Genomic DNA, 26,975 nt, shown 5'->3' on the forward strand with positions numbered 1-26,975 from the left:
GCGCGCTATGCCGCGCACCCCGAGAGAGCGCATGAAGCGCGGCCAGAACGCTCTTGCGCCAGCGCGCGCTATCGGGCAAACCGGCCTCCTATTTGCGTTCTGCCGCTCCGGGGTCCCATGTCCGCAACGATTTCGCCGCTCGCACCGAAGAAATATCCCAAGATGCCGGTCATCGAGGGCGTGCGCATCGCTACCGCCGAGGCCGGGATCAAATATCGCAATCGCACCGATCTGCTTGCCATGGTCTTCGATCCCGGCACGGCCGTCGCCGGTGTCTTCACCAAGTCGAAATGCCCCTCGGCGCCGGTCGACTACTGCCGCCAGAACCTGTCCGCCGGCAAGGCGCGTGTGCTGGTGGTGAACTCCGGCAATGCCAACGCCTTCACCGGCAAGAAGGGCCGCGCTTCGACGGCTTTGACCGGCGAGGCGGCGGCGAAGGCCGCCGGATGCTCCGAGAGCGAAGTGTTCCTGGCCTCGACCGGCGTTATCGGCGAGCCGCTCGACACCAACAAATTCAGCCATCTGCTCGCCGGCCTGGTGAAGAACGGCAAACCGGACCTGTGGACCGAGGCGGCAAAGGCCATCATGACCACGGACACCTATCCGAAGGTGGCGTCCCAGACGGTGAAGCTCGGCGACGCCGATGTCACCATAAACGGCATCGCAAAGGGCGCCGGCATGATCGCGCCCGATATGGCCACGATGCTCTCCTTCATCGCCACCGACGCGCCGATCGCAGCCCCGGTGCTGCAGGATCTGTTGTCGCGCGGCACGGCAAAGACCTTCAACGCGGTCACCGTCGACAGCGACACCTCGACTAGCGACACGCTGCTCTTCTTCGCCACCGGCAAGGCTGGTTCGCGCGGCGCGCCCCAGATCAGCGACCCGAAAGATGCGCGGCTCGGCGCCTTCCGCCGCGCACTCGGCAAGGTGCTGAAGTCGCTGGCGCTGCAGGTGGTGCGCGACGGCGAAGGCGCGCGCAAGCAAGTCGAGGTCACCGTCACCGGCGCCAAATCCGCGCGTTCGGCCAAGCGCGTCGCGCTTTCGATCGCCAACTCGCCGCTGGTCAAGACGGCGGTCGCCGGCGAGGACGCCAATTGGGGCCGCGTCGTCATGGCCGTCGGCAAGGCCGGCGAGCCGGCCGACCGCGACCGGCTGTCGATCTGGTTCGGCGACAACCGCCTGGCGCATGAGGGCGAGCGCGATCCGGCTTACTCGGAAGAAGCGACCTCGGCTTATATGAAGCGCGACGACATCCGCATCCGCGCCGACCTTGGCATCGGCCGCGGCAAGGCGACGGTGTGGACCTGCGACCTCACCAAGGAATATGTCGCCATCAATGGCGACTACCGGAGCTGATGGCACCGGTGTCGACGCATCCGGCAAGCGTGCTCGCGATCGTGCGCCGCTACGAGGCGGCGGGCTTTCGCGCCTGGCCGGCGGCGGCCGTTCACTATGACGGGACATGGTTGGTGCGGCTGACGGCGGGCCATCCGGCGAAGCGCCTGAATTCGGTCAATCCGCTCGATCCCGGCGACACGCATGCCATTGCCGAACGCATCGTGCGCGCCAGCCGTCGCTTCGAGGCTTACGGCCGGCCGCTGACCTTTCGTATGTCGCCGCTTTCGGGGCAGGTGCTGTCGACGCATCTCGACGATGCAGGCTGGAGCCGGTTCGACGAATCGGTGGTGATGCGTCTGCCGCTCAAGGAGGCGCAACTCGACGCCGCGATGGACCAGATTCCGCTGAAAGACATCAGCCGCTTCATCGGCGCGGCGATCAGGACGAACGGCTCGGACGCCTCGCTGCGAGCCGGCCTCTCGGAAGTCATCGGCGCAATCCAGCCTGAGGCGGGGCTGTTTGCGCTCGAGGACGGCAATGAGCCGCTGGCAACGCTGATCTGCGTCCATGACGGCGATCTCGCCGGCCTGTTCGAGGTCGCCACCGAAAAATCGGCGCGTAAAAAGGGCCATGGCCGCAACCTCATCCTGTCGGCGCTGAAATGGGCCAGGCTGCGCGGCGCACGCGAAGCCTGGCTGCAGGTGGAAGCCGGCAATGTTGCGGCGCTGTCGCTCTACCGGTCGCTCGGCTTCGAAGAAGTCTATCGCTACCATTATCGCCGGCGGCCGGACGCATGAGCGAGATCACGCCAGCCGGAAAGCGCCTGCTTCTTGTCGCGGCCTGCGCGCTGGTGGACGCCGACCAGCGCGTGCTTCTGGCGCAGCGTCCCGAGGGCAAGCAGCTCGCCGGCCTTTGGGAGTTTCCGGGCGGCAAGGTCGAGCCAGGCGAGACGCCCGAGGAATGCCTGGTGCGCGAGCTGCATGAGGAGCTCGGTATCGAGACCGAGATCCCCTGCCTGGCGCCGCTCACCTTCGCCAGCCACAGCTATGACCATTTCCACCTGCTGATGCCGCTCTACATCTGCCGGCGCTTCCGCGGCATCGCGCAGCCGAGGGAAGGGCAGGGGCTGAAATGGGTCAGGCCGCGCCAGATGCGCGACTACCCGATGCCGCCGGCGGACGCGCCGCTGATCCAGTTCCTCATCGATCTCTTGTGATCGTCACAGCCGCTTCAGCGTTTCCACCAAAATGCTGATTTGGCGACCTCCGGCCGGAATTGCTCCAAGCTGCCGTTTGCTCCGTCTGCTTTAGGCAGCGTTAATGGAAGATTTATCTCGACATGGAAAATTGACGCGAATCGTCCGCGTGGCGGCATGCCGATTTTGATTGGAGCCAATCCATGAGCCTCGACAGAGAATGGGACTCGATCCGGCCCGACCGCACTTTCCGCGCCGCCGATGCCGGCATGGGTATCTTGCGGATCACCCTGCTTTTCGGGTCGGCCGCGGTGGCGCTGGCTCTGATCGCGACGCCTTTCCTGGACAGCCAGCTGCGTCCGCAGGGCGCGCGCGAGAGCTTGAGCGGCGGACTCGACCTAAGCAGCACCGGTTCGATCGGTCACCGCGATACCTACACCCTGCGGCGAAGCGTGCTGCAGCCGCTGCCAAATTCCGTTTGCGTAATCCGCAACGATGGCAGCCGCTACGGCGAGTGCTAATTGGTTAATAAATTCAGCAAGAAACCGCTATTTCACCGCCCGTTAAGCTTTTGCCGTTAACCTTTCTTAACGGGTAGGCGCTATGGTTCCCGCCAAGAGGGATCGATGACCATGAAAAACCTGCTGCAGCAATTCATAGAAGATGAATCAGGCGCCACGGCCATCGAATATGGCCTGATCGTTGCCGTGCTGTCGCTTGTAATCGTCGGCGGCGTCGGCAAGGCCGCCGACGCGATCCAGTGGCTGTTCTCCGACAACAACAGCAGGCTTGCCAACGCCTTTGCCCAGCACTGACCGCATCGGTCAAACCGCGGCGCGCATCGGTCAGTGCCCCGTCGGCTTCTCGAGGATCGTCTTCAGCGAGACCTTGGCCGAGCCAGGCTTCAGCGGTTTCTGCTGTGAGGCGTCGGGCGCCCAGCCGGACATCCACACGATCGAAAAGCTTGCCCGGATGCGGCCGTCCGGGTCGGAAAACCGATCAGCATAAATCTCGGCGGCGCGGGCGAACAGCCGCCGGGTGGCGGGACGCCGGCTGCGGTCCAAAAGCGGGCTGGTCTCGCCCATGGCGCGCAGGTCGGCGGCAAGCCCGAACAGCGAATCGTAGCGCACCGTGACCGTCTCCACGTCGGCGACCGGCAGCGCCAGGCCGGCACGCTGCAGCAGCGCGCCGGCGTCGCGCACATCGGTGAACGGCAGGACGCGAGGGCTCGCGCCACCGTAAAGCTCGGTCTCGGCGGCAAGCAGGCTCTCGCGCAACTCGGAAAGCGTGCCGGCACCGGCCAAAGCGCCGAGGAACAGCCCGTCGGGCTTCAGCGCGCGGCGGATCTGCGCCAGCACGCCGGGGATGTCGTTCATCGCCTGCAGCGACAGCAGCGAGACGACAAGATCGATGCTCTCTGCCTCGAACGGCACGGTCTCCGCCGGGGCGACGATGCCGGCTTCTCCGGCAAGGAAGGCACCGTCTGTTTCCACGCGCACTGTGTCGGCCACCTTGCCGCTGCCGGCGAGCAGCCTGGTCGCGGCCGATGTCTGGCAAAACAGCGCCGCCGCCTTGCCGAATTTGCGCTCGACGGCGCCCAGCCGGTCGGCAAGGTCCTCCGCTGCCCGCCGCATCAGGAAATCGGCTCCGTCGACGGGGTGCATCAGCGCCCGGCGTTTGTGCGCAAGCCAGAGCTCCGTGTCGATCAAAGGCTGCAATGGGTTATTCCTGTTGTCGGTGCGTGCCGGACCGATGCTATGGTGGCGCGGGGTTTCGCTTCACGTGGCCGATCCGGTGCGCAAGATCAAGACCATTGCGATGAAGGACATGACGCGGCAGGCTCTGGGCTGGCCGGCGCGCCTGCTGTTTCCGCCGGTCTGTGCCGGCTGCCGCCGCCACGTCTCGCAGCCTGGCGTGCTGTGCGGCGCCTGCTGGCCGAAGCTTCGACTGCTGGAGAAGCCTTGGTGTCCAGTGATGGGCACGCCGTTTACGCATGACATGGGCGACGGTTTTCTTTCCGCCGAAGCGATCGCCGATCCGCCGCCTTTCGAGCGGGCGCGGGCGGCGGTCGTCTATTCAGGGGTCGCGCGCCAGATGGTGCAAGGGCTGAAATACCAGGATCGCACCGATCTCGCGCCCTGGATGGCGCGCTGGATGATGCGCGCCGGCGCCGAACTGATCGCTGAAGCCGATGTCGTGGTCCCGGTGCCGCTGCATTGGCGACGCTTCTTCCGGCGGCAGTTCAACCAGTCGGCGGAGCTGGCACGGGCGGTTTCGAAGCTGAGCGGCCTGCCTTTCGCGCCGGCTGCGGTGAGGCGCGTAAAACTCACCCGCCAGCAGGTCGGGCTGGAGCGGCACGAACGCGAGGAGAATGTGCGCGCCGCCTTCCGCGTCCCGCCCGAGGCGGAAATCGAGATCGCCGGCCGAAGGGTGCTCGTCATCGACGACGTCTTCACCACCGGCGCCACCGTGCGGTCGGTGGCCAAGGCGCTGAAGAAAGGCGGCGCCGGAGCGGTCGACGTGCTGACCTTTGCCCGCGTCCTGCCGGGGGACTTCCGGGCCGATGAGTCTGCAACTATATAGGGCTTAAGTTGTTGTTTTGGTGCATGTCGCTTTCGCATAACCGTTAGGCGATGGGCACAGGCAGGATTGCTGATCGATGGTTGATGTGACGATCTATACCCGGATGATGTGCGGGTATTGCACCGCCGCCAAGCGGTTGCTCGAGCGCAAGGGTGTAGCCTATACCGAGCATGACGCGTCGTTCTCGCCGGAATTGCGCCAGGAAATGATTTCGCGGGCGCATGGGCGCACCACTTTTCCGCAGATTTTCATCGGCGACACGCATGTCGGCGGCTGCGACGACCTCCATGAATTGGAGTCCGAGGGCCGGCTGGACGTGTTGCTTGCCAACGGGGCGAGGGTTTGATCATGAGCGTTTTCAAGGCGGCGGCGGTGCAGATGCGTTCGGGCACCAGCCCGGAGCGCAACGCGGCCGACATGGAAAAGCTGGTCCGCGAGGCCGCACAGCAGGGCGCCACCTACGTGCAGACGCCGGAAATGACCGGCGCGCTCATCCGCGACAAACAGGCTGGTGCCGCCGCTTTCACCAGCGAAGACAAGGACGTCGTCGTTTCGACGGCGCGGAAACTTGCGCAGGAACTCGGCATTTTCCTGCATGTCGGCTCGACGGCCATCCTGCGCGCCGACGGCAAGCTCGCCAATCGGGCGTTCCTGTTCGCGCCCGACGGCGCCATGATCACCAACTACGACAAGATCCACATGTTCGATGTCGACCTCGACAACGGCGAGAGCTGGCGCGAATCCGCCTCTTACGAGCCGGGAACAAAGGGCGTCGTCACCGAGATCAACGGCGTGAAGCTGGGCTTCGCCGTCTGCTACGACCTGCGCTTCCCGCAGCTATTCCGTGCCGAAGCGCTGGCGGGGGCTCAGGTGCTTTCGGTGCCTGCGGCCTTCACCCGCCAGACCGGCGAGGCGCACTGGCACGTGCTGCTCAGGGCACGCGCGATCGAGAACGGCGCCTATCTCATCGCGGCCGCGCAGGGCGGCCTGCACGAGGACGGCCGCGAGACTTACGGCCATTCGCTGATCGTCGATCCGTGGGGACGCATCATCGCCGAGGCCGCGCATGATGAGCCCGCAGTGATCGTCGCCGAGATCGACCCGGCGCAGTCGGCTGCGGCGCGTCGCAAGATTCCCAATCTCAAGAACGCGCGGGATTTCACCGTCAATGCCGGCGAGGCGCCGCGTCTCAGGGGTGCAGCCTCTTGATCCGCTTTTCGCTCATCTGTGAACACGAGCACGAATTCGAAGCCTGGTTCCGCAGCAATGACGACTTCGGCACGCAGAAGAAACGCGGCTTCATCGATTGCCCGATCTGCGGCTCGCACAAGGTCGAGAAGGCGCTGATGGCGCCGGCGGTCTCCACCTCACGCAAGCAGGAGAAGATGGCGCTGGCCATGGGCGACGCGCAGAAACAGGCGCTGGCACAGCTCAAGGCGCTCGCCGACAAGGTGCGGGAGAATGCCGACTATGTCGGCGACAAGTTCGCCGAGGAAGCGCGCAAGATCCATTTCGGCGAGACCGATCCGCGCGGCATTTATGGCGAGGCTACGCCGGACGAGGCGAAAAGCCTCGCCGAGGACGGCGTCGAATTCATGCCGATCCCGAGCTTTCCGGAGGACCGGAACTAAGAATTCCGATCAGCTTTTTCAGCAGTGTGGCGAGCATTTTCCGGTCCTCTGGCGCTAACCCGGCGAGGATTTCATGCTCATTCGCGACGTGGGCGGTAAGGGCCTCATCGATGAGTTCGAGGCCTTTCGAGGTGAGTTGCACCACAACGCCGCGGCGATCGCTGGGATGCGGCGCGCGCTGGATCAGGCCCGCCTTTTCCAGCCGGTCGAGCCGGGCGGTCATTGCTCCGGAGGTCACCATCGTCGCCTCGTAGAGTTCGGTCGGCGTCAGCGCGTGAGGCGCGCCGGAGCGGCGAAGCGTGGCCAACACGTCGAATTCGCCCTGCTGCAGGCCGAAACGGGCAAAGAGCGGCGCGAGCCGGTCGCGCGCGATCAGCGCGGACGCTTCGTTCAACCGCCCGATCACTCCCATCGGCGAGACGTCGAGGTCCGGCCGTTCCTTGCGCCATTGCTCCATAGCTCTTGCCGCACGGTCCATGTGCCTCACCGTAAAGTATCTTGACATTGAGAATCTTTACGCTATATTATCCTAAGTTGGAGCGGCCGCCAAGCTTCGCCGTGAAGCCACAGGATCACGCAGATGAAATTGCTCTGGGACTCCGCACTGGGTCTTCTGATCGTCACCGGCGGATTGCTCGGCATGACGCTGCCCTTCGGCAAGCTGGCAACGGCGGCCGGTGCCCCCGCAATGGTCTGGGCTTTCGTGATCTCGTTCGGCGCCGGCGGCGTGTTGCTGATAACGCTTCTGCTGCTCGGTCAGCGCATCCAGCTCACGGCGCACAAGTTGCGCTATTTCTTCATCACCGCAGCCATTTCCTACGCCTTTCCCAACTTGCTGATGTTCTCGGCCATCCCGCATCTCGGCGCGGGTTACACGGGCATCATGTTCACGCTGTCGCCGGTCATCACGCTGGTGTTCTCGATCCTGCTTGGCGTGCGGCGACCGAACCTGCTCGGCGTCATCGGCATTATCGTTGGTTTTATCGGCGCGGTGATGGTCGCGCTGACGCGTGGGGAGGCCGGCCAGCCGGCTGAATATTTCTGGGTGGCGGTCGGCCTTCTCATCCCCGTCAGCCTCGCCGCCGGCAACATCTACCGCACCATCGACTGGCCCGAGGACACCGGTCCGATCGAGCTTGCCGTTGGCAGCCATCTGGCGTCGGCAACCTTGCTTCTCATCGGCATCCTGACGCTACTCGGCTGGCAGGCATTTGCTCCGCTCGGCGGCGTGCCGCTGGTGGTCGCCGCACAGGTGGCGTCGGCTTCGGCGATGTTTGCCTTCTTCTTCCGGCTGCAGGCGGTCGGCGGGCCGGTCTATCTCAGCCAGATCGGCTATGTGGCGGCGGCGGTCGGGCTATTTGCCGGCACGATCTTCCTCGGCGAGCATTATCAGCTTCTGACCTGGCTGGGCGCGGCCATCATCACCGCCGGCGTGCTCATCACCACCAAGGCGCAGAGCCAGCCAAGTCCGAAGCTGCAAAGCCAGGCGGCGTAAACGCTTCGTTGGCCCTCAGGCCGAGGCTTTTTCGGCCAGCACCATGTAGTTGACGTCCATGTCCCTGGATTTCTGCCAGCGGTCGGCCAAGGGATGATAGATCACGCCGGTCCGGTCGACGATGGTCAGCCCCGCCGCGCCAAGCGCCTTTGCCAACTCCTCCGGCCGCACTAGCTTGCCGAACTGATGCGTGCCGCGCGGCAGCCAGCGCAGCACATACTCGGCGCCGATGATGGCAAGGCCAAGCGCCTTCAGCGTGCGGTTGATGGTGGCGACGAACATGATGCCGCCGGGCCGGACCATCTCACTGCATTTGGCGACGAAGAGATCGACATCGGCGACATGCTCGACCACCTCCATGTTGAGGATAACGTCGAATGTCTCGCCGGCGTCGGCCAGCGCCTCGGCCGTGGTGGCGCGATAGTCGACATTTACGCCGGCTTCGGCCGCGTGCAGCTTAGCGACCTCGATGTTGGTGGCCGAGGCGTCGGCACCGACCACTTCCGCGCCAAGCCGCGCCATCGGTTCGCATAAGAGCCCGCCGCCGCAGCCGATGTCGAGGAAGCGCAGTCCCTCGAATGGCCTTGCCGCGCGCGGATCGCGGCCGAAGCGCGCCGCCACCTGGTCGCGGATATAGGCAAGGCGCACAGGGTTGAACTTGTGCAGCGGCCGGAACTTGCCGTTCGGGTTCCACCATTCGGCGGCAAGGGCGGAGAAGCGTTCGACTTCTCCGGCATCTATGGTCGATCGGCGGGGCTCAGGCATGGGGCGGGTCTCCTCGAACGCCAGCAAGTCGGGGAACGCTAGGAAGTCGGGTCCCCGGCAGCGAAAGTCAAGGCAGGTTTTTTCCGTTGCCGCCAACCAGCCGCAACGGGACGAGGGACAGTCGAGCCTAGGCCGACAGCGCGACCGCGGCATGACTCATGGCGACGCTGGCCGGCTCGATCGCCCGCATGGCCTCGCAATCGCCGATCTCGGCCATGATGCGCTGTGCCGCCGCCTGGGCCTGCTCGAGGCTCTGCCAGCGCACGACGTCGACCCAGCTCCCGTCGTCTCGCTCGCCAAGATGGCGGCTGAGAAAACCGGGCTGGCGCACCAGCCAGTCGGTGACGAAGCCATTTTGGGCAACAAAACCAGCCGCAGTATCCGGCTTGAGGCGGAAGGTCACGATCTCCAGCGTCTCGGTCATGAATTCCTCCATCCGATTTTCCAAGTTTATCGCATTGCGCGACAGGAATCCGCCAGGAGGCTTCAAAAATCGGGCCAAGGCCGCTTCTCCTGCGCCCTCGCTTGCGAAGCCTTGCTGTTTTAGCTAAGGAGGCCGCGCATTTCCGCGGCTCGGCTGGTCCGGGCGCATTTTCCATTTTCCGGCCCCAAGCCGGCTTCAGTCAAAGGCATCTCGCTTCCATGGCGCGCATCGTGATGAAATTCGGCGGAACTTCGGTCGCCGACATCGCCCGCATCCGCAATGTGGCGCGCCATGTCAAACGCGAGGTCGATGCCGGCCATGAGGTCGCCGTGGTGGTTTCGGCCATGGCCGGCAAGACCAACGAGCTGGTCGGCTGGACGCGCGAGGCCTCGCCCATGCACGACGCGCGCGAATATGACGCCGTTGTCGCCTCCGGTGAGCAGGTCACGGCCGGCCTGTTGGCGATAACCCTGCAGAACATGGGTGTCCATGCCCGTTCCTGGCAGGGCTGGCAGATCCCGATCAAGACCGACAACGCCCATGGCGCCGCGCGCATCCTCGACATCGACGGCGCGTTCCTGATCAAGCGCTTCGGCGAGAGCCAGGTGGCGGTCATCGCCGGTTTCCAGGGCATCGGCCCGGACAACCGCATCTCGACCCTCGGCCGCGGCGGCTCCGACACCAGCGCCGTTGCGATCGCGGCCGCGGTCAAGGCCGACCGTTGCGACATCTACACCGATGTCGACGGCGTCTACACGACTGATCCGCGCATCGAGCCGAAAGCCCGGCGGTTGGCCAAGATTTCGTTCGAGGAAATGCTCGAAATGGCCTCGCTCGGCGCCAAGGTGCTGCAGGTACGGTCGGTGGAGCTTGCCATGGTGCACAGGGTGCGTACCTTTGTGCGGTCGTCCTTCGACGATCCCGACGCGCCCGGAATGGGGGATTTGCTCAATCCGCCCGGAACGCTTATTTGCGACGAGGAAGAGATCGTGGAACAGCAGGTCGTCACCGGAATTGCCTATGCCAAGGACGAAGCGCAGATCTCGCTGCGCCGCGTCGGCGACCGCCCAGGCGTCGCCGCCGGCATCTTTGGCCCGCTGGCCGAGGCCAACATCAATGTCGATATGATCGTCCAGAACATCTCCGAGGACGGCAAATTCACCGACATGACCTTCACGGTACCGTCGGGCGACATCGACAAGGCGCTGGCAGTGCTCGAGCGGCTGAAGGCCGATGTTGGCTACGACGTCGTGCAGTCGGAAGCCGGCATGTCGAAGGTCTCGGTCATCGGTATCGGCATGCGAAGCCATGCCGGCGTCGCGGCCACCGCCTTCAAGGCGCTGGCCGATAAAGCGATCAATATCCGGGCGATCACCACCTCCGAGATCAAAATCTCGATACTCATCGACGGTCCCTATACGGAACTTGCAGTTCGTACTTTGCATTCCGTCTACGGGCTCGATAAGCAATAGCAAGAACTGAGTCCGTTATTGCGTGAGCGCCGGCCGTGGCGGAAGCTACGGCGGGCAACGTGCCCATTGGAGAAGAAGCCGCGATGCGTGACATGGCCGGTGGCCCGCGCGTTCTGCTGAGACGGCTCCGCGAGCTCATGCAGGAGCCGCTGGAGCCGCAGGAGCGGCTCGACCGTATCGTGCGCGACATCGCCTCCAACATGGTCGCCGAGGTATGCTCGCTCTATGTGCTGCGCGCCGATTCGGTGCTGGAGCTCTACGCCACCGAAGGTCTGAACCCCACCGCCGTCCATTTGGCGCAGTTGAGGCTCGGGCAAGGCCTGGTCGGCACCATCGCCGCCAGCGCGCGGCCGCTCAATCTCTCCAACGCGCACGAGCATCCGGCCTTCGCCTACCTGCCGGAGACGGGCGAAGAGATCTACAATTCCTTCCTCGGCGTGCCGGTGCTGCGGGCAGGGCGCACGCTGGGCGTCCTGGTGGTGCAGAACAAGACCATGCGCCACTATCGCGACGACGAGGTCGAGGCGCTGGAAACGACGGCGATGGTGATCGCCGAGATGGTCGCCACCGGCGATCTTGCCCGCCTCACCCGGCCGGGGCTCGAACTTGACCTGCGCCGTCCGGCAAGCTTCACCGGTCTTGCCTTCAACGAAGGCGTCGGGCTTGGCCATGTCGTGCTGCACGAGCCGCGCATCGTCGTCACCAATCTGTTCAACGAGGACAGCGAGGAGGAGGTGCGTCGCCTCGACCGCTCGCTCGGCTCGCTGAGGCTGTCGATCGACGACATGCTCGAGCGCCGGGACGTCGCTTTCGAGGGTGAGCATCGAGAGGTGCTCGAGGCGTATCGCATGTTCGCCAACGACCGCGGCTGGGTGCGCCGGCTGGAAGAGGCGATCCGCAACGGCCTGACTGCGGAAGCGGCCGTCGAGAAGGTGCAGAGCGACATGCGCGCACGCATGCTGCACATGACGGACCCCTATCTGCGCGAGCGCATGAGCGACTTCGACGATCTCGCCAACCGGCTCTTGCGCCAGCTGATGGGGCGCGGTCCGGAGGATGTCGCGGCCTCGCTGCCAAAGGATGCCATCATCGTCGCCCGCTCGATGGGTGCGGCCGAACTGCTCGACTATCCGAGGGACAAGCTGCGCGGCCTGGTGCTGGAGGACGGCGCCGCCACCAGCCATGTCGTCATTGTCGCGCGCGCGATGGGCATTCCGGTCGCAGGCCAGGTCAAGGGCGCCGTCTCCATGGCGGAAAACGGCGATGCCATCATCGTCGACGGCGAGGAAGGCACCATTCACCTGCGGCCGCAGTCCGACCTCGAGGCCGCCTATGCCGAAAAGGTCCGCTTCCGAGCTCGGCGGCAGGAAATCTATCGCGAGCTGCGCAAGAAGCCGTCGCTGACCAAGGACGGCGTCCCGGTCGATCTCCTGATGAATGCCGGCCTTGCGGTCGACCTGCCGCAGCTTTCAGAATCGGGAGCGGCCGGCATCGGCCTGTTCCGCACCGAATTGCAGTTCATGGTGGCCTCGACCTTTCCGCGCGCCGAGGCGCAGGAGCGGCTCTATCGCGATGTGCTCGAGGCGGCGCGTGGCAAGCCGGTCACCTTCCGTACCATCGACATCGGCGGCGACAAGGTGCTGCCCTATTTCAAGGGCGCGGTGCAAGAGGAAAACCCGGCACTCGGCTGGCGGGCGATCCGGCTCACCCTCGACCGCCCCGGCCTCCTCAGGACACAGATCCGCGCGCTGCTCAAGGCTTGCGGCGGGCGTGAGTTGAAGCTGATGCTGCCAATGGTGACGGAACTGTCGGAAATCGCGCAGGCGCGCGAGATCATCGACCGCGAAGTCCGGCACCTGTCGCGTTTTGCGCATCACTTGCCGACGAGCCTCAAGCTCGGCGCGATGCTGGAGGTGCCGTCGCTGCTGTTCCAACTCGACGAGTTGATGAAGGCGGTCGATTTCGTCTCGGTCGGTTCCAACGACCTCTTCCAGTTCGTCATGGCGGTGGACCGCGGCAACACGCAGCTTGCCGACCGTTTCGACACGCTGTCGGCGCCGTTCCTGCGCGTGCTGAAGCAGATCGCCGACGCCGGCGCGCGCAACCATACGCCGGTCACGCTGTGCGGCGAGTTGGCGGGCAAGCCGATCTCGGCGATGGCGCTGATCGGCGTCGGCTTCCGCTCGATCTCGATGTCGCCAGCCTCGATCGGCCCGGTCAAGGCGATGCTGACCGAACTGCCGCTGCAGGAGCTGGAAGCCTTCTTCAGCGACAATCTGATGGCCCCCGCCCAAGGAACGCCAATGCGGGCGCTGCTGCAAGCCTTTGCCGACGACCGCTCCATTCCGCTCTAGATTCACGTGAGGGCGGTCTGCAAATGTCGATTTTCTGCGCTTCCGGTGCTCATGTACCTAAATGTACATTCCGCTCCGGTTCTCGAAATTCGCCAGTTTCGACTCGTCCTGACGTGAAGTCCACCGAAGTCCCAAGCCCATGATCAACCTGCCCCGCGACCGCATGGACCAAGTCGTCAAGCGTTTCGACATGCTCGAAGCGCAGATGTCGGCAGGGCCGACGGCCGATGCCTACGTCAAAATGGCTTCCGAATATGCCGATATCCAGGAGATGGTGGGCAAGATCCGGGCGCTGCGCGCCGCCGAGCAGGAACAGGCCGACCTCGAAGCGATGCTCGCCGACAAGAACATCGACGCCGAGATGCGGGCGCTGGCCGAGGCCGACCTGCCGGAGGTTAAGGCGCGCATCGAGGTGCTGCAGAAGGATATCCAGATTCTGCTCCTCCCCAAGGATGCCGCCGACGACAGGAACGCCATCCTCGAAATCCGCGCCGGCACCGGCGGCGACGAGGCGGCCCTGTTCGCCGGCGATCTGTTTCGCATGTATGAGCGCTACGCCGCCTCGCGCGGCTGGCGTTTCGAGGTCGTTTCGGCAAGCGAAGGCGAAGTCGGCGGCTACAAGGAAATCATCGCCTCGGTGTCGGGCAAGGGCGTGTTCGCGCAGCTGAAATTCGAATCCGGCGTGCATCGCGTGCAGCGCGTGCCGGAAACCGAGGCCGGCGGGCGGATCCATACCTCGGCGGCGACGGTCGCCGTACTGCCCGAGGCCGAGGAGGTCGATATAGATATCCGGGCAGAGGACATCCGCATCGACACGATGCGCGCGTCCGGCTCCGGCGGGCAGCACGTCAACACCACCGATTCGGCGGTGCGCATCACGCATCTGCCGACGGGCATCATGGTGGTGCAGGCGGAAAAGTCGCAGCACCAGAACCGGGCGCGGGCCATGCAGATTTTACGGGCGCGGCTCTATGACCTGGAACGCAGCCGCGCGGACGAGGAGCGCTCGTCGTCGCGAAAATCGCAGGTCGGCTCGGGCGACCGCTCGGAGCGCATCCGCACTTATAATTTCCCGCAGGGACGCGTCACCGACCACCGCATCAACCTCACCCTTTACAAGCTCGACCGGGTGATGATGGGCGAGCTCGACGAGGTGATCGACGCGCTGGTCGCCGACCATCAGTCGAAGCTGCTCGCCGACATGGGCATTGATGGCTGATCCTTTGCCCGCGGCACTTCGACCGCTGCTGCGCGCGGCGAGGGAGCGGCTCGTTGCCGCCGGCATTGCCGATCCGGCGCTCGATTCCAGGCTGATCGTCGAGCATTTTTCCGAAACCACGCGCACCCAGGCTATCGCGGAGCCGGGCCGAACGGTGGATTCTGCGGCTCTTGTGGCAATCGAGGCGGCCCTGAGGCGTCGCGTCGCAGGTGAGCCGGTGCATCGCATTCTCGGCTATCGCGAGTTCTATGGGCTGCGGCTGTCGCTGTCGCCGGACACGCTGGAGCCGCGCCCCGATACCGAGACGCTGGTCGACGCGATCCTGCCCTTCGCCAAGTCGACGGCCGAAAGGCTTGGCCAGTGCCGTCTTCTCGATCTCGGCACCGGAACCGGCGCAATCGCGCTGGCGCTGCTCAGCGCGATTCCGGCGGCGACCGCGACCGGCGTTGATATTTCGCCCGGCGCGCTGGCGACCGCCACGCGAAACGCCGCGGATCTGGGGCTCGGCGGGCGCTTCAAGGCCTTGCATTCCAACTGGTTCGAAAAAGTTTCGGGCCGATACCATTTAATTGCCGCGAATCCACCCTATATACCCAGTCGAGACATTGGAAATCTGCAGGACGAGGTCCGCGATTTCGATCCACGCCAGGCCCTCGATGGCGGTGTGGACGGGCTGATCCCCTATAGGATCATCGCCGGAGAGGCGGAAGGATTTCTGGAAGCGCAGGGCAAGGTAGCGGTCGAGATTGGCCATACGCAGCAAAGCGAGGTGACCGCGATCTTCGCGGCAGCCGGCTACAGGCTGTCGGAGGCGCGACGCGATCTTGGCGGAAACGACAGGGTTCTGGTGTTTGAGCGTTGAAAGCTCTGATGCAGTGCGAAAAAACGCTTGGCAATATTAGGGAATGCAGCTAGGTTCCGGCTTAACCGGATGAGACGAAGCAGGCAGTGCTCTTAGCGATTCGGTTTTCCTTGGAAATAGCTGCCTCCTTGCGCAAACGACGCCCATGCTTCGTGCGGGAATCGTCCGGCAAGTGATGTAACCGGAACAGGATGGCACGTGGCGCCAACGCAATCGATGCGGGCGAACGCCGGTGAAAAAACGAAACGGTCGGCTGCATGAGCGCCACCGTTCGCGACGAGTTTTAGAAAATTCACATGAAGAGAGTCGAATGAGGCCACAACAGCAGAACAGGCGCATGCGCGGTCGCAACAACAATGGCGGCGGTGGCAACAACAACCGCAAGGGGCCCAATCCCCTGACGCGCAACTATGAGAGCAACGGTCCGGACGTGAAGATCCGCGGATCGGCTCAGCAGATCGCCGAAAAATATGCCGCACTCGCCCGTGACGCGCAAAGCTCCGGCGACCGGGTGATGGCGGAGAACTATCTCCAGCACGCCGAGCACTACAATCGCATCATCGCGGCCGCGCAGGCGCAGATGCCCATCCAGAACGCCCAGCAGAACCGCGACGACTTCGATGACGACGTCGATGAGGATCGCGACGAGTTCGACACGGTCGGCAACGCAAATGCCGGCGAGTCGCAGGCCGCCGCGAACGGTTCCGGGCCGCAGCCGGTGATCGAAGGCACGCCGGCGGAACTCGCCTACAACCAGGAAAACGGCCGCGACAACAACCGGCGCGACAATAATGGTCGTGACAGGCACCGCGACCGCCGCAATGGCGGCTATGGCCAGTACGGTCAGAATGGTCAGCGCGGCGACAATGGTCAGCGAGAGCGCAGCGAACATGGCGGCCAGCAGATCGATCAGAGCCGCCGCAATGAGGCGCAGGCCAAGCCGGAGGGCTCCGCCGAAGACGGCGTTGCGGCCGAGCAGGCTCCGCTGTTCGACAGCTTCTCGCCTGCGGGCCTTGCTGCCCAGGCCGAGCGCAACGAAGCCGGCACGGACAATGGCGGTGGGCGTCGGCAGAGACGTCCACGTCGCGGTCGCGGCAATGCCGAGCAGGGCCATAGCGCCGAGCAGGGCAATGGCGATGAAAGCAATGCCGGCCGGGCGGACAGCGCCGCCGATGGCGGCAACGTCGCGGACAGCGGCAGCGCGACTGCCGCCAAAGAGGCAAATGCAGCGCCGAGCGAGAACGGCGCCGGTGAGCCGGCAGGCGGCGCCGGCGAGCCGGCAGTCGCCGACGCAGATAGCTGATCGCAGGTCTATTTCCAGGCAATTCGAACGGCGGAGAGGTTTCTCCGCCGTTTCTCGTTGTGCGTGCCTAAAGCACGTCGCCTGAATCCGTTTCAGCGCGACGCGCTTTCGTTTCCTTGCATGGCGGTAATTTGTGCGCTAATACTGAACCATATGGTTCAGTATATCAAGACCCGCCTCGATGCTTCATTCGCCGCGCTCTCGGATGCGACCCGACGCGGCGTGCTGGAGCAGCTCGGCCGTGCGGACGCTTCGATCACGGAACTGGCCGAGCAGTTCCACATGACCCTTACGGGCATGAAGAAGCACGTCGGTGTCTTGGAGCAAGCGGGGCTCGTCAGCACGGAAAAGGTCGGGCGTGTGCGGACCTGCAAGCTCGGCCTGCGCGGGCTGGAGCAAGAGGCGGCATGGATCGAGAGGTACAGCCAGCTCTGGGACGCACGCTTCGACGGGTTGGACAAGGTGGTCGAGGAACTGAAACGAAAGGAGAAGGTCGATGGACGCAAGCAAAGCGAGTGAGGCCACACCGATGCAGAACCGCACGACTGTGGAACGGACGTCGGACCGCGAGCTCGTCGTCACGCGAACCTTCAACGCTCCGGCGCGCATCGTGTTCGAGGCGTGGACCAAGCCTGAGCTGTTCAAGCAGTGGTGGGCGCCGAAGTCGATGGGAATGGTGCTGCGTTCCTGCGAGATGGATGTCCGTGTCGGGGGCAGGTACCGTTTGGCGTTCGGCCACGATGGCTCAAACCTTGACGAGTTCTTCGGCAGGTACATCGAAGTGACACCGCAGTCGCGCCTCGTCTGGACCAATGAGGAAGGCGGTGAGGGTGGACCCGTCACGACGGTGACCTTCGAGGAAAAAGGTGGCAAGACGCTGCTGGTCCTGCACGAGCTCTATCCCTCGAAGGAGGCTCTCGACGCTGCCGGCACCGGTGCGGCGGAGGCGATGGGCGAGACGTTCGGGCAACTGGACGAGCTTCTCGTCACCCTGGGCGCGAGCGGTGGACGATCATGAAGCCGTCGATGTCGCGCGTCACGCAGCCGCAGCATTTAAGCCCTTGTTTTAATGACTAATATTCGCCCAAAACCGCTGCGCGCTTCGGGCGACCAGGCCCTAGAATATTCTGCGCTGACCGAGATCAGGGCGTCTTGAGAGACCTGAGCTGATACACCATATCTCGGCTGAACAGGACTCGGCTCGAATGAGCGGGTCCGTCACCGCAATCTGATCCGGTGCCGCAAAGCGGGCCGGTGATGGAAGGAGACATACATGAATACGGAGAAATATTCCGAGCGCGTGCGCGGTTTCATCCAGTCCGCGCAGACCATGGCGCTCTCGCGCAACCACCAGCAATTCACTCCCGAACATATGCTCAAGGTGCTCGTCGATGATGACGAGGGCCTTGCCGCGTCTCTGATCGAGCGCGCCGGCGGCAGCATTCGCGACGTGAAGCTCGGCGTCGAGGCGGCGTTGAAGGCTATGCCCAAGGTCGAAGGCGGCAACGGCCAGCTCTATCTCGCCCAGCCGCTTGCCAAGGTGTTTTCGACCGCAGAGGAACTGGCCAAGAAGGCCGGCGACAGCTTCGTTACCGTGGAGCGGCTGCTGCAGGCGCTCGCCATGGAGAAGTCGGCGAAGACCGCCGACATCCTGGCCAAGGCCGGTGTCACCGCGCAGGCGCTGAACCAGGTTATCAACGATGTCCGCAAGGGCCGCACCGCCGATTCGGCCAGTGCCGAGCAGGGCTACGACGCGCTGAAGAAATACGCCCGCGACCTGACCGCGGATGCGCGGGCGGGCAAGCTCGACCCGGTCATCGGCCGCGACGACGAGATCCGCCGCACCATCCAGGTGCTGTCGCGCCGCACCAAGAACAATCCCGTGCTGATCGGCGAGCCCGGCGTCGGCAAGACGGCGATCGCCGAAGGCCTGGCGCTGCGCATCGTCAATGGCGACGTGCCGGAATCGCTGAAGGACAAGCGGCTGATGGCGCTCGACATGGGCGCGCTGATTGCCGGCGCCAAGTATCGCGGCGAGTTCGAGGAGCGGCTGAAGGCCGTGCTGTCGGAAGTCACTTCCGCCGCAGGCGGCATCATTCTGTTCATCGACGAGATGCACACACTGGTCGGTGCCGGCAAGGCCGATGGCGCGATGGACGCCTCGAACCTTTTGAAGCCTGCGCTGGCGCGCGGCGAGCTGCACTGCGTCGGCGCGACCACGCTCGACGAATATCGCAAGCACGTCGAGAAGGACGCGGCGCTCGCCCGCCGCTTCCAGCCGGTCTTCGTCGACGAGCCGACGGTCGAGGACACTGTCTCGATCCTGCGCGGCCTGAAGGAGAAATACGAGCAGCACCACAAGGTGCGCATCTCCGATTCGGCGCTGGTTTCGGCCGCGACGCTTTCCAACCGCTACATCGCCGACCGTTTCCTGCCGGACAAGGCGATCGACCTGGTGGACGAAGCCGCATCGCGGTTGAGGATGCAGGTCGATTCCAAGCCCGAGGCGCTGGATGAGATCGACCGCCGCATCATGCAGCTCAAGATCGAACGCGAGGCGCTGAAGGTCGAGAAGGATGACGCCTCTAAGGACCGGCTGACCAAGCTGGAGAAGGATCTGGCCGACCTCGAGGAGCAGTCGACCGAGCTGACCGCCAAGTGGCAGGCCGAAAAGCACAAGCTCGGCCTTGCCGCCGACCTGAAGAAGCAGCTCGACGAGATGCGCAACGAGCTGGCGATTGCCCAGCGCAAGGGCGAGTTCCAGCGCGCCGGCGAGCTTGCCTACGGCAAGATCCCGGAGCTGGAGAAGAAGCTCAAGGAAGCCGAAGCCCAGGACGGTAAGGCCGGCATGGTGGAAGAGGTGGTCACGCCTGACCACGTCGCCCATGTCGTGTCACGCTGGACCGGCATTCCGGTCGACAAGATGCTTGAGGGACAGCGCGAGAAGCTGTTGCGTATGGAGGACGAGATCGGCAAGCGCGTCGTCGGCCAGGGCGAGGCAGTGCAGGCGGTCTCCAAGGCCGTGCGGCGCGCCCGTGCGGGTCTGCAGGATCCGAACCGGCCGATCGGCTCGTTCATGTTCCTGGGTCCGACCGGCGTCGGCAAGACGGAGCTCACCAAGGCGCTCGCCGCCTTCCTGTTTGACGACGAGAGCGCCATGGTGCGCATCGACATGTCGGAGTTCATGGAGAAGCACTCGGTGGCCCGGCTGATCGGCGCGCCTCCCGGCTATGTCGGCTATGAGGAGGGCGGCGCGCTCACCGAAGCGGTGCGGCGCCGGCCCTACCAGGTCGTGCTGTTCGACGAGATCGAGAAGGCGCATCCGGACGTGTTCAACGTGCTGCTCCAGGTGCTCGACGACGGCCGGTTGACCGATGGTCAGGGCCGCACGGTCGACTTCCGCAACACGCTGATCGTCATGACGTCGAATCTCGGCGCCGAATATCTGGTCAATCTCCGCGACGACCAGGACGTCGATGCCGTGCGCGACGAGGTGATGGGCGTGGTGAGAGCCTCGTTCCGTCCGGAATTCCTCAACCGCGTCGACGAGGTGATCCTGTTCCACCGGCTGCGACGCGAGGATATGGATCGCATCGTCGAGATTCAGCTCAAGCGGCTGGAGAACCTGCTTGTCGATCGCAAGATCACGCTGTCGCTCGATCACGATGCGATCGAGTGGCTGGCCGGCAAGGGCTACGATCCGGCCTATGGCGCCAGGCCGCTGAAGCGGGTGATGCAGAAGGAACTGCAGGATCCGCTGGCGGAGAAGATCCTGCTCGGCGAAATCCTCGACGGCTCGACCGTCAAGGTCACCGCCGGTTCCGATCGCCTGAACTTCCGTTCGAAGCCGACGGTGATGGCGGCTGAAGCCGCCGCCTGAGTCGAGCCGGGGCATGTGACCGGAGCCATTCCAGGAAAAGCGCTTGGCGGTTTTCCGTCCGAATTGCGCAAACAAGGATACGAGGAGCGCGTCGCATCCGGCAGGGCGGCGCGCTCTTGCTTTTCGACAGGGCCCTGCGGCAAAACCGAGCTTGATCGCGGGTCCCGGAGGGCCGATTCCAATGAAGCTCGAGGACTATAACGGCTTCTGCGCCACATTGCCCGCCACGACCCACGTCGTGCAGTGGGGCGGGGCTCACGTCTGGAAGGTCGGCGGCAAGGTGTTCGCGATCGGCGGCCATGACCGGGAAGGCGAGGTCTTCGTTACCTTCAAATGCTCCGACATGGCGTTTGACGTGCTGAAGGAACAGCCGGGCTGCCGGCCCGCGCCCTATCTCGCGTCGCGCGGCATGAAATGGATCCAGCGCCAGACAAGCCAAAGCGTGGATGATGCCGCGCTGAAGGACTACCTGCGCGAAAGCCACCGCCTGGTCGTGCTGAAGCTGACGAAACTGGCGCGCAGCGAATTGGGGCTGCACTGACATTAGGTTGGGGACCATGGTGAAACGCCGGAAATCCGCCATCTTCATGCCCGGTTCATATTGGAACCTTAGTTTTGGTAACTGGTTTGCTGGCGAAGGGTTCGCCCAGCAAGACCGAGCCGACCGGAGAGCCTGACCCCCCATGCTGCGCACGATCTTTTCCCTTTCGGCACTCGCGGCCGGGCTGGCGGCTTCCGGCGCGCTCGCAGCGCCCAGTCTGGAAGGCGCGCAGAAGACGGTTCGGCACGCTCAGCACGGCGCGCTCCTGCTCGCCCAGGACGGCAATATCGACATCTACTACGATGCCAGGGGCAACCGGGTGCTTGTCGATGCCGATACCGGAAAGGTTATCGCCATCCAGCCGCCGCAGACCAGGCTCGATCGCCGGGCGCTGCGCCGTCAGCTGCGGATGCAGGAGCTCGGGCGTGCGCCCGTCGAGGACGACGACCGTTATTATCTCGACGATCCCGACGACATGGCCCGCTTCCGCCGCAGGCAACTGGACGAGAACGGCCGGTATATCCCGCCGCCGGTCGACGACTACGATTCCAACAGCGGCAATTCCGTCGAGGCCTATCCGCCGGCGCCGAGCGACGAAGGGTATGCCACAACCTATCCGGAGGCGCCAAGGTCGGACACCATCAAGCGCGAGCCGCTGAACGAAGCATCGATCGAACCGCACCCTGGGCAGGGGGACGTGCTGCAAGTCAATCCCGAGACCCAGGCCGCGCTGCCGCCGGACACGAGCGGCAAGGCGACCGTCGATCCGTCGCTTTCGCTCGGCGTGCGCCAGGACGTGGCCGAACTCCAAGTGCTGCTCGATCGCGCCGGCGCCTCGCCGGGAGTTATCGACGGCCGCTTCGGCTCGAATGTCGACAAGGCCCTGGCCGCCTACAACCAGATCACCGGCAGCAATCTGAAATCGACCGACTCGGCCGCCATCAAGGCGGCGCTCGCCCAGTCGGGGGGCGACGCCTTCGCCTCCTACACGATCACGCCCGAGGACGTGGCCGGACCCTATGTCGCCTCGATCCCGGAAGACTACAGCCAGAAGGCCAAGCTCGACCGCATGGGTTACACCTCGGTCACCGAGGCGCTCGCCGAGCGCTTCCACATGGACGAAGGCTATCTGAAGTCGATCAACAAAGGCCTCGACTTCAACCGTCCCGGGACCATCATCAAGGTCGCCAATTTCGGCCAGTTGGTGTCGACGCCGGTTGCCCGCATCGTCGCCGACAAGGACAAGAAGGAAGTTTTCGCTTATGACGCGGGCGGCAAGCTGGTCGCGGCCTATCCGGCCACCATCGGTTCGGCCGACACACCGTCGCCCACCGGCATCCACACCGTGTCGCGCATCGCGCTCGATCCCAATTACACCTATAATCCCAGCATCAATTTCAAGCAGGGCCAGAACGACAAGATCCTGACCATCCCGCCGGGGCCGAACGGTCCGGTCGGCTCGGTCTGGATCGCGCTGGACAAGCCGACCTACGGCATCCACGGCACGCCCGATCCTTCCAAGATCGGCAAGACCGAAAGCCACGGTTGCGTGCGCCTGACCAACTGGGATGCGCGAGAGCTCGCCAAGCTGGTGTCGCCGGGCGTGACGGTCGAGTTCGTCGGCGGGTCTTCAGTCGATGATTTTGCGCAGCAATGAGCCGCGCAGGGCGGTTGCATAGATCCGCTGCATCGCCAGGATGAACCCGCGCTGAGCAGCGGGTGATGAGGCATAGGCTGGCTCTTCCCCTTCTGGAATGACGGGCCGGAACCTACCACGCGACGGCTCGTTTGCATTTACGATGGCTACCTTCCTGGCCATGCCGTCAGACCAAACTGGTTTCAGAACTGCAATCTTCTGGCTCGTTGTTACCGATAGGCCGGAGAGCTAAGCAGGTTTTCATGCCTTCCTCGAGTGAAGCCACAGCCGATTCGCTTTCGACCGCGACGCGCGCGAACGGCACCTTTTGCCCGCAGACGCAGCGCAAGTTCGTGCTGGTCGCGGCAATCCTGGCCTCGGCGCTCGGCTTCATCGACGGTTCGATCCTGGCGATCGCCATGCCGGCCTTGCGCGTCGATCTCGGCGCCAGCCTGGCGCAAGCGCAATGGATCTCCAACGCCTATGCGCTGACGCTTTCGGCGCTGATTCTGGCCGGTGGCGCCGCCGGCGACCGATTCGGCCTCAGGCGCGCATTCGTGACCGGCATCGCGCTCTTCATCGCAGGGTCGCTCGCCTGCGCGCTGGCGCCCAATCCGGCAATGCTGATCGCGTTCCGCGCCATCCAAGGCGTCGGCGCCGCCGTCATGGTGCCGGGCAGCCTCGCCATCATCGCCAAGGCCTATCCGAAAAAGGAGCGTGGCCGGGCGATCGGCATCTGGGCCGCGGCCTCGGCGCTGACGACGGCGCTCGGGCCGGTGCTCGGCGGGTTCGTGCTGTCGACTTTCGGCAACGGCGTCTGGCGCGCGATCTTTGCCGTCAACCTGCCGCTCGGGCTGGTTTCGATCTATCTGCTGCTCGCCAAGATACCGGCGGACCAGCCGACCGAAAAGCGCAGCCTCGACCTCGGGGGCGCCGCGCTCGCCACGCTCGCCTTCGGGGCGCTGGCCTATGGGCTGACGGCGATGAACGCCGAGGGCGGCGGGATAATGGCCGGGCCGGCGGTCGTCGCCGGCGTCGTCCTGCTTTTCATTTTCATTCTCTATGAGCGCTGGCACCGCGAGCCGATGATCGATCTCGGCCTGTTTCGCATCGTGGCCTTCGCCGGCGCCAATCTCGCGACCTTCTTCCTCTATTTCGCGCTGTCGGCGAACCTGTTCTACCTGCCCATGGTTCTGATCGCGGGCTGGGGCCTGAGTTCGGCCGAGGTCGGCTTCATCTTCCTGCCGCTGTCGGCATTGATCGCGCTGCTGTCGGGGCCGGTCGGCCAGTGGTCCGACAAGATCGGCCCGCGCCTGCCGATCGCCGCCGGCAGCTTGGTCGTCGCCATCGCCTTTGCCGGCATGGCCCTGCTCGCCCATGCCGGGATCCACAATTTCTGGACCGGGACCTTTCCGCTGATGGCGGTGATGGGGCTCGGCATGGCGCTCGTCGTGTCGCCGCTGTCGACGGCGATCATGACCTCCGTCGAGGACAAGGACACGGGCGCGGCATCCGGCATCAACAATGCCGTCTCGCGCATCGGCGGCCTGATCGCGGTGGCGGCGATGGGCTCGCTCGCGGCTTTCGTCTATGCGCGATCGACCGGCAGCCCTGCCGGCATGCCCGGTTTCGGCGAACTGCCGGCGTCCGGGCTCGCGGCCAATCTCGACGCGTTGAGGATTGCGGCAAGCGATTCGGCCTTTGCCGCGGTCGCCGCCGTCACGACGCTGCTTTGCCTGCTATCGTCGATCCTCGCCTGGCTCACCGTGCCCGGACAGGCGCTGCCCTGGCCACGGCAGACGGGCGATTCGCCGGATTAGTTGGGAAGCTGCGAATCGGTCTTGGCGCTGGCGACCTTCAGCGAATTTCCGTCTTCCTGCTTGAGCAGGTCGTCGATACGCTCGCGCTCGCGCTTGAAGGCAACGAGATCGTCGCCCTTCAGCACCTTGCCGACCGGCAGGCGGACGCGCATCGGGTCGACCTTGGTGCCGTTGACGATCAACTCGTAGTGGAGGTGCGGGCCGGTGGCGAGGCCGGTCTGGCCGAGATAGCCGATGACCTGGCCCTGACGCACGCGCACGCCCGGCTCGATCCCTTTGGCGAAAGCGCTCTGGTGATTGTAGGAAGTTTCGTAGCCATTGGCGTGGCGGATGATGATCTGCTTGCCGTAGCCGCCGGCCCAGCCGACCTTTTCGACAACACCGTTGCCGGCGGCGATGATAGGCGTGCCGATGGGCGCGGCCCAATCGACGCCGGTGTGCATGCGCACATATCCCAGAATCGGGTGCCGGCGCGCGCCGAAACCGGAGCGGAACTTGCCGGCGGGCAGCGGATTGCGCAGCAGGAATTGCTCGGCGCTCGACCCGTTCTCGTCGAAATAGTCGGTGCCGCCGTCCTGCATCTGGAAGCGGTAGAAATTGCGCGTCTGGCCGCCGAAGGTGGCTGAGACGTAGAGAAGCTCAGAACTGTCGGAGGTCTGGTCGTCGCCGTCGGGCTGCGAAAACAGGACCTCGAGACGGTCCGACGGCGAAAGCCGCGACTGGAAGTCGACGTCCGAGGCAAGAAGCTTGATCAGCTTCTGGGTCATCGATTTCGACATGCCATAGGAAAAGGCGGCTCGATAGATGCCGTCATAGACGTTGGGCAGGTTGCCGCGCACCACCACCGGCTGCGAATCATCGAACGCCGTCAGCAATTCGGGATTGGGCTCCGGCTCCTGCGCCGGCACGAACTGTCCGCGATCGTCGAGCGCGATGGTCACGATATGCGTGGTGCGGTCGTAAACGCTGGTGCGGACTACCTTGGCGACGTCGCCGCGCACCTCCAGGCCGACGCGCAGCACCGTTCCGGCCTTGAGCGCCGTCGCGTTCAAGAGCTTGCCGATCGCTTCCGACATGCCGGTGGCGTCATCGCCGGTGTAGCCCGAATCAGCGAAGGCCTCGGTGATATCGGTGTCCTCGGTGAAAGGGATGATTTCCTCGGCGAAGGCCGGCGTCTGGTCGTCCGGCGTGGCGCGCGGCGCCACCGAGACGTTCTCCGGCGTGATCTTGACGTCGTAGGAACCCGCCATGCTCTCGGCGAAGGCGTCGCCGAAGCGCTGCGGGTCGACATAATGAAGCGCCGCAACCTGGACGGCGCCGTCGCTCAGGCCGTTGCCGGCTGCGCGCACTACCTTTTCCACCTCGTCGGCGGAGAGGTCGCTCTTTTCGTCAAAAGATGCCGTCTCGATCGGGAAGTCGACCGTCTTCAGGCTCATCTCGCTTTCGACCTTGGCGCCATAGATCTGGCCGGCGACCGCCGTGGCGGAAGCCGGCTGAGCGTTGTCGTCGCCGTCGTCGCCGAAGACCTGCATCGGGTCGAATGGCGGGTAAGGACGGCTGGTGGTGTGGCCGGCCGCGAGCGCCATCTTGATCTGCACGAACGGCATGGTGTGGATGACGTCGCGGTCACCGACCTTGGTGACCATCGACACTTCCATGCGCCGGCGGTCCTTGGCCCTGGCGATCTGGCGCAGCGCGACCAGCCTGGTCGTCTTGGCCTGCTCGCCGGAATCGTCGCCGCCGCTGGCGAGGTTGATGAGCTCGGCGATTTCAGGCGGTGTCGCCAACTGCTGGCGACCATCAAGGGCCGCGAACAAGGCCACGCCCATCAGCACGCTCGAGGTCACCCCGGTCAGGAACGTGCCCGAAAGCCAACGTGCCGAAACCTCGCGGCGGTCAGGCGGACCGCTGCGGCCGTCGGCGATCAGCGGCGGCTCGTTGCCGAGTTCGGCTATGACATCTTCCGTGTCTGGCATCCAGAAAGGCTGCTTCTTCCCCGGGCGAAACGGCTTGTCGTTGTTCGTTGCGGCCATGACATTTGCCTGTCGCAGCCAGTGAAGTCAAACGAAGCGGCAAGCCGGGGCCGATATCCCCAATCACACGTCTCTTAGAAGCGCGGCTCTTGTCGTCTGCGGTCGAGGCTCTCACGCGTACGCGGGCGCCTTGCTTGTATGTCCGGTGTCCGACCGCAATGCGGCGGCAATAGGGCTTGGTGCGGTCGGCTGCGGACGTGCCGCAGGGGCGGTTGGCTGGCGAAACATAGCCGTCGAAAAATTTGTCGCAAAAAATTCAAAAAAGTTCGAAATCGGTGTTGACGGTTCGAGTAACCCCCGACTATATACGCCTCACCAACGAGGGCGGCGCGCCGCTGGCGGCTGAGAAGTTCGCTTCTGAATCTGCCCTCTGTGAAATTCAAGAGAGCCGCGTGAGCGACACTCGAAGGGCCCCGAAGCG

At 64.6% G+C, this 26,975-nt stretch carries 26 protein-coding genes; 21 read left to right on the forward strand and 5 right to left on the reverse strand.

Annotated features, from left to right (window positions below; translation table 11 throughout):
• The first annotated feature begins 117 nt into the window (after positions 1-117).
• From argJ to CK222_RS07900, 5 genes are all read left to right on the forward strand, one after another.
• On the forward strand, positions 118-1,359 hold the full coding sequence (gene argJ, locus CK222_RS07880; protein ID WP_095799925.1) for a bifunctional glutamate N-acetyltransferase/amino-acid acetyltransferase ArgJ: 1,242 nt from the start codon (positions 118-120) through the stop codon (positions 1,357-1,359).
• Positions 1,359-2,138, forward strand: a complete 780-nt coding sequence (locus tag CK222_RS07885) for a GNAT family N-acetyltransferase (RefSeq protein ID WP_176477585.1) — start codon at positions 1,359-1,361, stop codon at positions 2,136-2,138. The genes argJ and CK222_RS07885 overlap by 1 nt, the downstream gene beginning before the upstream one ends.
• The gene (locus tag CK222_RS07890; protein ID WP_095799926.1) at positions 2,135-2,557 is read left to right on the forward strand and encodes a (deoxy)nucleoside triphosphate pyrophosphohydrolase; all 423 of its coding nucleotides are present in this window, start codon (positions 2,135-2,137) and stop codon (positions 2,555-2,557) included. The genes CK222_RS07885 and CK222_RS07890 overlap by 4 nt, the downstream gene beginning before the upstream one ends.
• A gap of 182 nt (positions 2,558-2,739) precedes the next feature.
• A complete protein-coding gene (locus CK222_RS07895) occupies positions 2,740-3,057 on the forward strand; it encodes a hypothetical protein (protein WP_095799927.1) in 318 nt (105 codons plus the stop codon).
• A gap of 105 nt (positions 3,058-3,162) precedes the next feature.
• Positions 3,163-3,351, forward strand: coding sequence for a Flp family type IVb pilin (locus CK222_RS07900; RefSeq protein ID WP_082953632.1), 189 nt, complete (start codon positions 3,163-3,165; stop codon positions 3,349-3,351).
• A gap of 30 nt (positions 3,352-3,381) precedes the next feature.
• On the opposite strand, the gene CK222_RS07905 is transcribed toward CK222_RS07900, so the two are convergent.
• Positions 3,382-4,254 (reverse strand): methyltransferase domain-containing protein, encoded by an 873-nt coding sequence (locus CK222_RS07905; protein ID WP_095799928.1) that lies wholly within the window; start codon positions 4,252-4,254, stop codon positions 3,382-3,384.
• A 64-nt stretch (positions 4,255-4,318) separates the two neighbouring features.
• On the opposite strand from CK222_RS07905, the gene CK222_RS07910 reads away from it, so the two are divergent.
• The 4 genes from CK222_RS07910 (at position 4,319) to CK222_RS07925 (ending at position 6,750) form a co-directional block, all read left to right on the forward strand.
• Complete coding sequence (locus CK222_RS07910; protein WP_095799986.1) at positions 4,319-5,119, forward strand: ComF family protein; 801 nt, start codon at positions 4,319-4,321, stop codon at positions 5,117-5,119.
• A gap of 76 nt (positions 5,120-5,195) precedes the next feature.
• Complete coding sequence (grxC, locus tag CK222_RS07915; RefSeq protein WP_066990112.1) at positions 5,196-5,465, forward strand: glutaredoxin 3; 270 nt, start codon at positions 5,196-5,198, stop codon at positions 5,463-5,465.
• Positions 5,466-5,467: 2 nt separating this feature from the next.
• On the forward strand, positions 5,468-6,328 hold the full coding sequence (locus CK222_RS07920) for a carbon-nitrogen hydrolase family protein (RefSeq protein ID WP_095799929.1): 861 nt from the start codon (positions 5,468-5,470) through the stop codon (positions 6,326-6,328).
• Positions 6,325-6,750: a DUF1178 family protein gene (locus tag CK222_RS07925; RefSeq protein ID WP_067319064.1), complete on the forward strand. Its 426-nt coding sequence runs from the start codon at positions 6,325-6,327 to the stop codon at positions 6,748-6,750. Before CK222_RS07920 ends, CK222_RS07925 begins: the two co-directional genes overlap by 4 nt.
• On the opposite strand, the gene CK222_RS07930 is transcribed toward CK222_RS07925, so the two are convergent.
• On the reverse strand, positions 6,713-7,228 hold the full coding sequence (locus CK222_RS07930; protein WP_095799930.1) for a MarR family transcriptional regulator: 516 nt from the start codon (positions 7,226-7,228) through the stop codon (positions 6,713-6,715). The two genes, CK222_RS07925 and CK222_RS07930, sit on opposite strands and share 38 nt — an antisense overlap.
• 102 nt (positions 7,229-7,330) lie before the next feature.
• Here CK222_RS07930 and CK222_RS07935 point away from each other — a divergent pair, with 102 nt between their 5' ends.
• The gene (locus CK222_RS07935) at positions 7,331-8,245 is read left to right on the forward strand and encodes a DMT family transporter (RefSeq protein WP_095799931.1); all 915 of its coding nucleotides are present in this window, start codon (positions 7,331-7,333) and stop codon (positions 8,243-8,245) included.
• A gap of 15 nt (positions 8,246-8,260) precedes the next feature.
• Here CK222_RS07935 and ubiG read toward each other — a convergent pair whose 3' ends face one another.
• Together ubiG and CK222_RS07945 are read right to left on the reverse strand one after the other, a co-directional pair.
• On the reverse strand, positions 8,261-9,010 hold the full coding sequence (ubiG, locus tag CK222_RS07940) for a bifunctional 2-polyprenyl-6-hydroxyphenol methylase/3-demethylubiquinol 3-O-methyltransferase UbiG (RefSeq protein ID WP_095799987.1): 750 nt from the start codon (positions 9,008-9,010) through the stop codon (positions 8,261-8,263).
• Between the two features lie 127 nt (positions 9,011-9,137).
• Positions 9,138-9,434 carry a hypothetical protein gene (locus CK222_RS07945; RefSeq protein ID WP_127325526.1) on the reverse strand — a complete coding sequence of 99 codons (297 nt, stop codon included), beginning with the start codon at positions 9,432-9,434 and terminating at the stop codon, positions 9,138-9,140.
• 218 nt (positions 9,435-9,652) lie between these two features.
• On the opposite strand from CK222_RS07945, the gene CK222_RS07950 reads away from it, so the two are divergent.
• The 11 genes from CK222_RS07950 to CK222_RS08000 all read left to right on the forward strand — a co-directional run bounded on the left by CK222_RS07950 (position 9,653) and on the right by CK222_RS08000 (position 24,521).
• Positions 9,653-10,906 carry an aspartate kinase gene (locus CK222_RS07950; protein ID WP_066990093.1) on the forward strand — a complete coding sequence of 418 codons (1,254 nt, stop codon included), beginning with the start codon at positions 9,653-9,655 and terminating at the stop codon, positions 10,904-10,906.
• A gap of 83 nt (positions 10,907-10,989) precedes the next feature.
• Positions 10,990-13,260, forward strand: coding sequence for a phosphoenolpyruvate--protein phosphotransferase (gene ptsP / locus CK222_RS07955; RefSeq protein ID WP_095799933.1), 2,271 nt, complete (start codon positions 10,990-10,992; stop codon positions 13,258-13,260).
• A gap of 139 nt (positions 13,261-13,399) precedes the next feature.
• Positions 13,400-14,479, forward strand: a complete 1,080-nt coding sequence (gene prfA / locus CK222_RS07960) for a peptide chain release factor 1 (RefSeq protein ID WP_095799934.1) — start codon at positions 13,400-13,402, stop codon at positions 14,477-14,479.
• Positions 14,472-15,341 (forward strand): peptide chain release factor N(5)-glutamine methyltransferase, encoded by an 870-nt coding sequence (gene prmC / locus CK222_RS07965; protein WP_095799935.1) that lies wholly within the window; start codon positions 14,472-14,474, stop codon positions 15,339-15,341. The genes prfA and prmC overlap by 8 nt, the downstream gene beginning before the upstream one ends.
• A gap of 337 nt (positions 15,342-15,678) precedes the next feature.
• Positions 15,679-16,644, forward strand: coding sequence for a DUF4167 domain-containing protein (locus tag CK222_RS07970; RefSeq protein ID WP_082953662.1), 966 nt, complete (start codon positions 15,679-15,681; stop codon positions 16,642-16,644).
• Between the two features lie 153 nt (positions 16,645-16,797).
• Positions 16,798-17,163 (forward strand): metalloregulator ArsR/SmtB family transcription factor, encoded by a 366-nt coding sequence (locus CK222_RS07975; RefSeq protein WP_067319638.1) that lies wholly within the window; start codon positions 16,798-16,800, stop codon positions 17,161-17,163.
• On the forward strand, positions 17,141-17,662 hold the full coding sequence (locus CK222_RS07980) for an SRPBCC family protein (RefSeq protein ID WP_245307350.1): 522 nt from the start codon (positions 17,141-17,143) through the stop codon (positions 17,660-17,662). The genes CK222_RS07975 and CK222_RS07980 overlap by 23 nt, the downstream gene beginning before the upstream one ends.
• A 255-nt stretch (positions 17,663-17,917) precedes the next feature.
• Positions 17,918-20,524, forward strand: coding sequence for an ATP-dependent chaperone ClpB (gene clpB, locus CK222_RS07985; protein ID WP_095799936.1), 2,607 nt, complete (start codon positions 17,918-17,920; stop codon positions 20,522-20,524).
• A 181-nt stretch (positions 20,525-20,705) separates the two neighbouring features.
• The gene (locus tag CK222_RS07990) at positions 20,706-21,065 is read left to right on the forward strand and encodes an MmcQ/YjbR family DNA-binding protein (protein ID WP_066990072.1); all 360 of its coding nucleotides are present in this window, start codon (positions 20,706-20,708) and stop codon (positions 21,063-21,065) included.
• 142 nt (positions 21,066-21,207) lie between these two features.
• The gene (locus CK222_RS07995) at positions 21,208-22,722 is read left to right on the forward strand and encodes a L,D-transpeptidase family protein (RefSeq protein WP_095799937.1); all 1,515 of its coding nucleotides are present in this window, start codon (positions 21,208-21,210) and stop codon (positions 22,720-22,722) included.
• 242 nt (positions 22,723-22,964) lie between these two features.
• A complete protein-coding gene (locus CK222_RS08000; protein ID WP_095799938.1) occupies positions 22,965-24,521 on the forward strand; it encodes an MFS transporter in 1,557 nt (518 codons plus the stop codon).
• Here the strand turns inward: CK222_RS08000 and CK222_RS08005 are convergent.
• Complete coding sequence (locus tag CK222_RS08005; RefSeq protein ID WP_095799988.1) at positions 24,518-26,497, reverse strand: M23 family metallopeptidase; 1,980 nt, start codon at positions 26,495-26,497, stop codon at positions 24,518-24,520. The two genes, CK222_RS08000 and CK222_RS08005, sit on opposite strands and share 4 nt — an antisense overlap.
• Between the last annotated feature and the right edge of the window lie 478 nt (positions 26,498-26,975).

The organism is Mesorhizobium sp. WSM3866, assembly GCF_002294795.1.
In the GTDB taxonomy this organism is placed as follows: domain Bacteria; phylum Pseudomonadota; class Alphaproteobacteria; order Rhizobiales; family Rhizobiaceae; genus Mesorhizobium.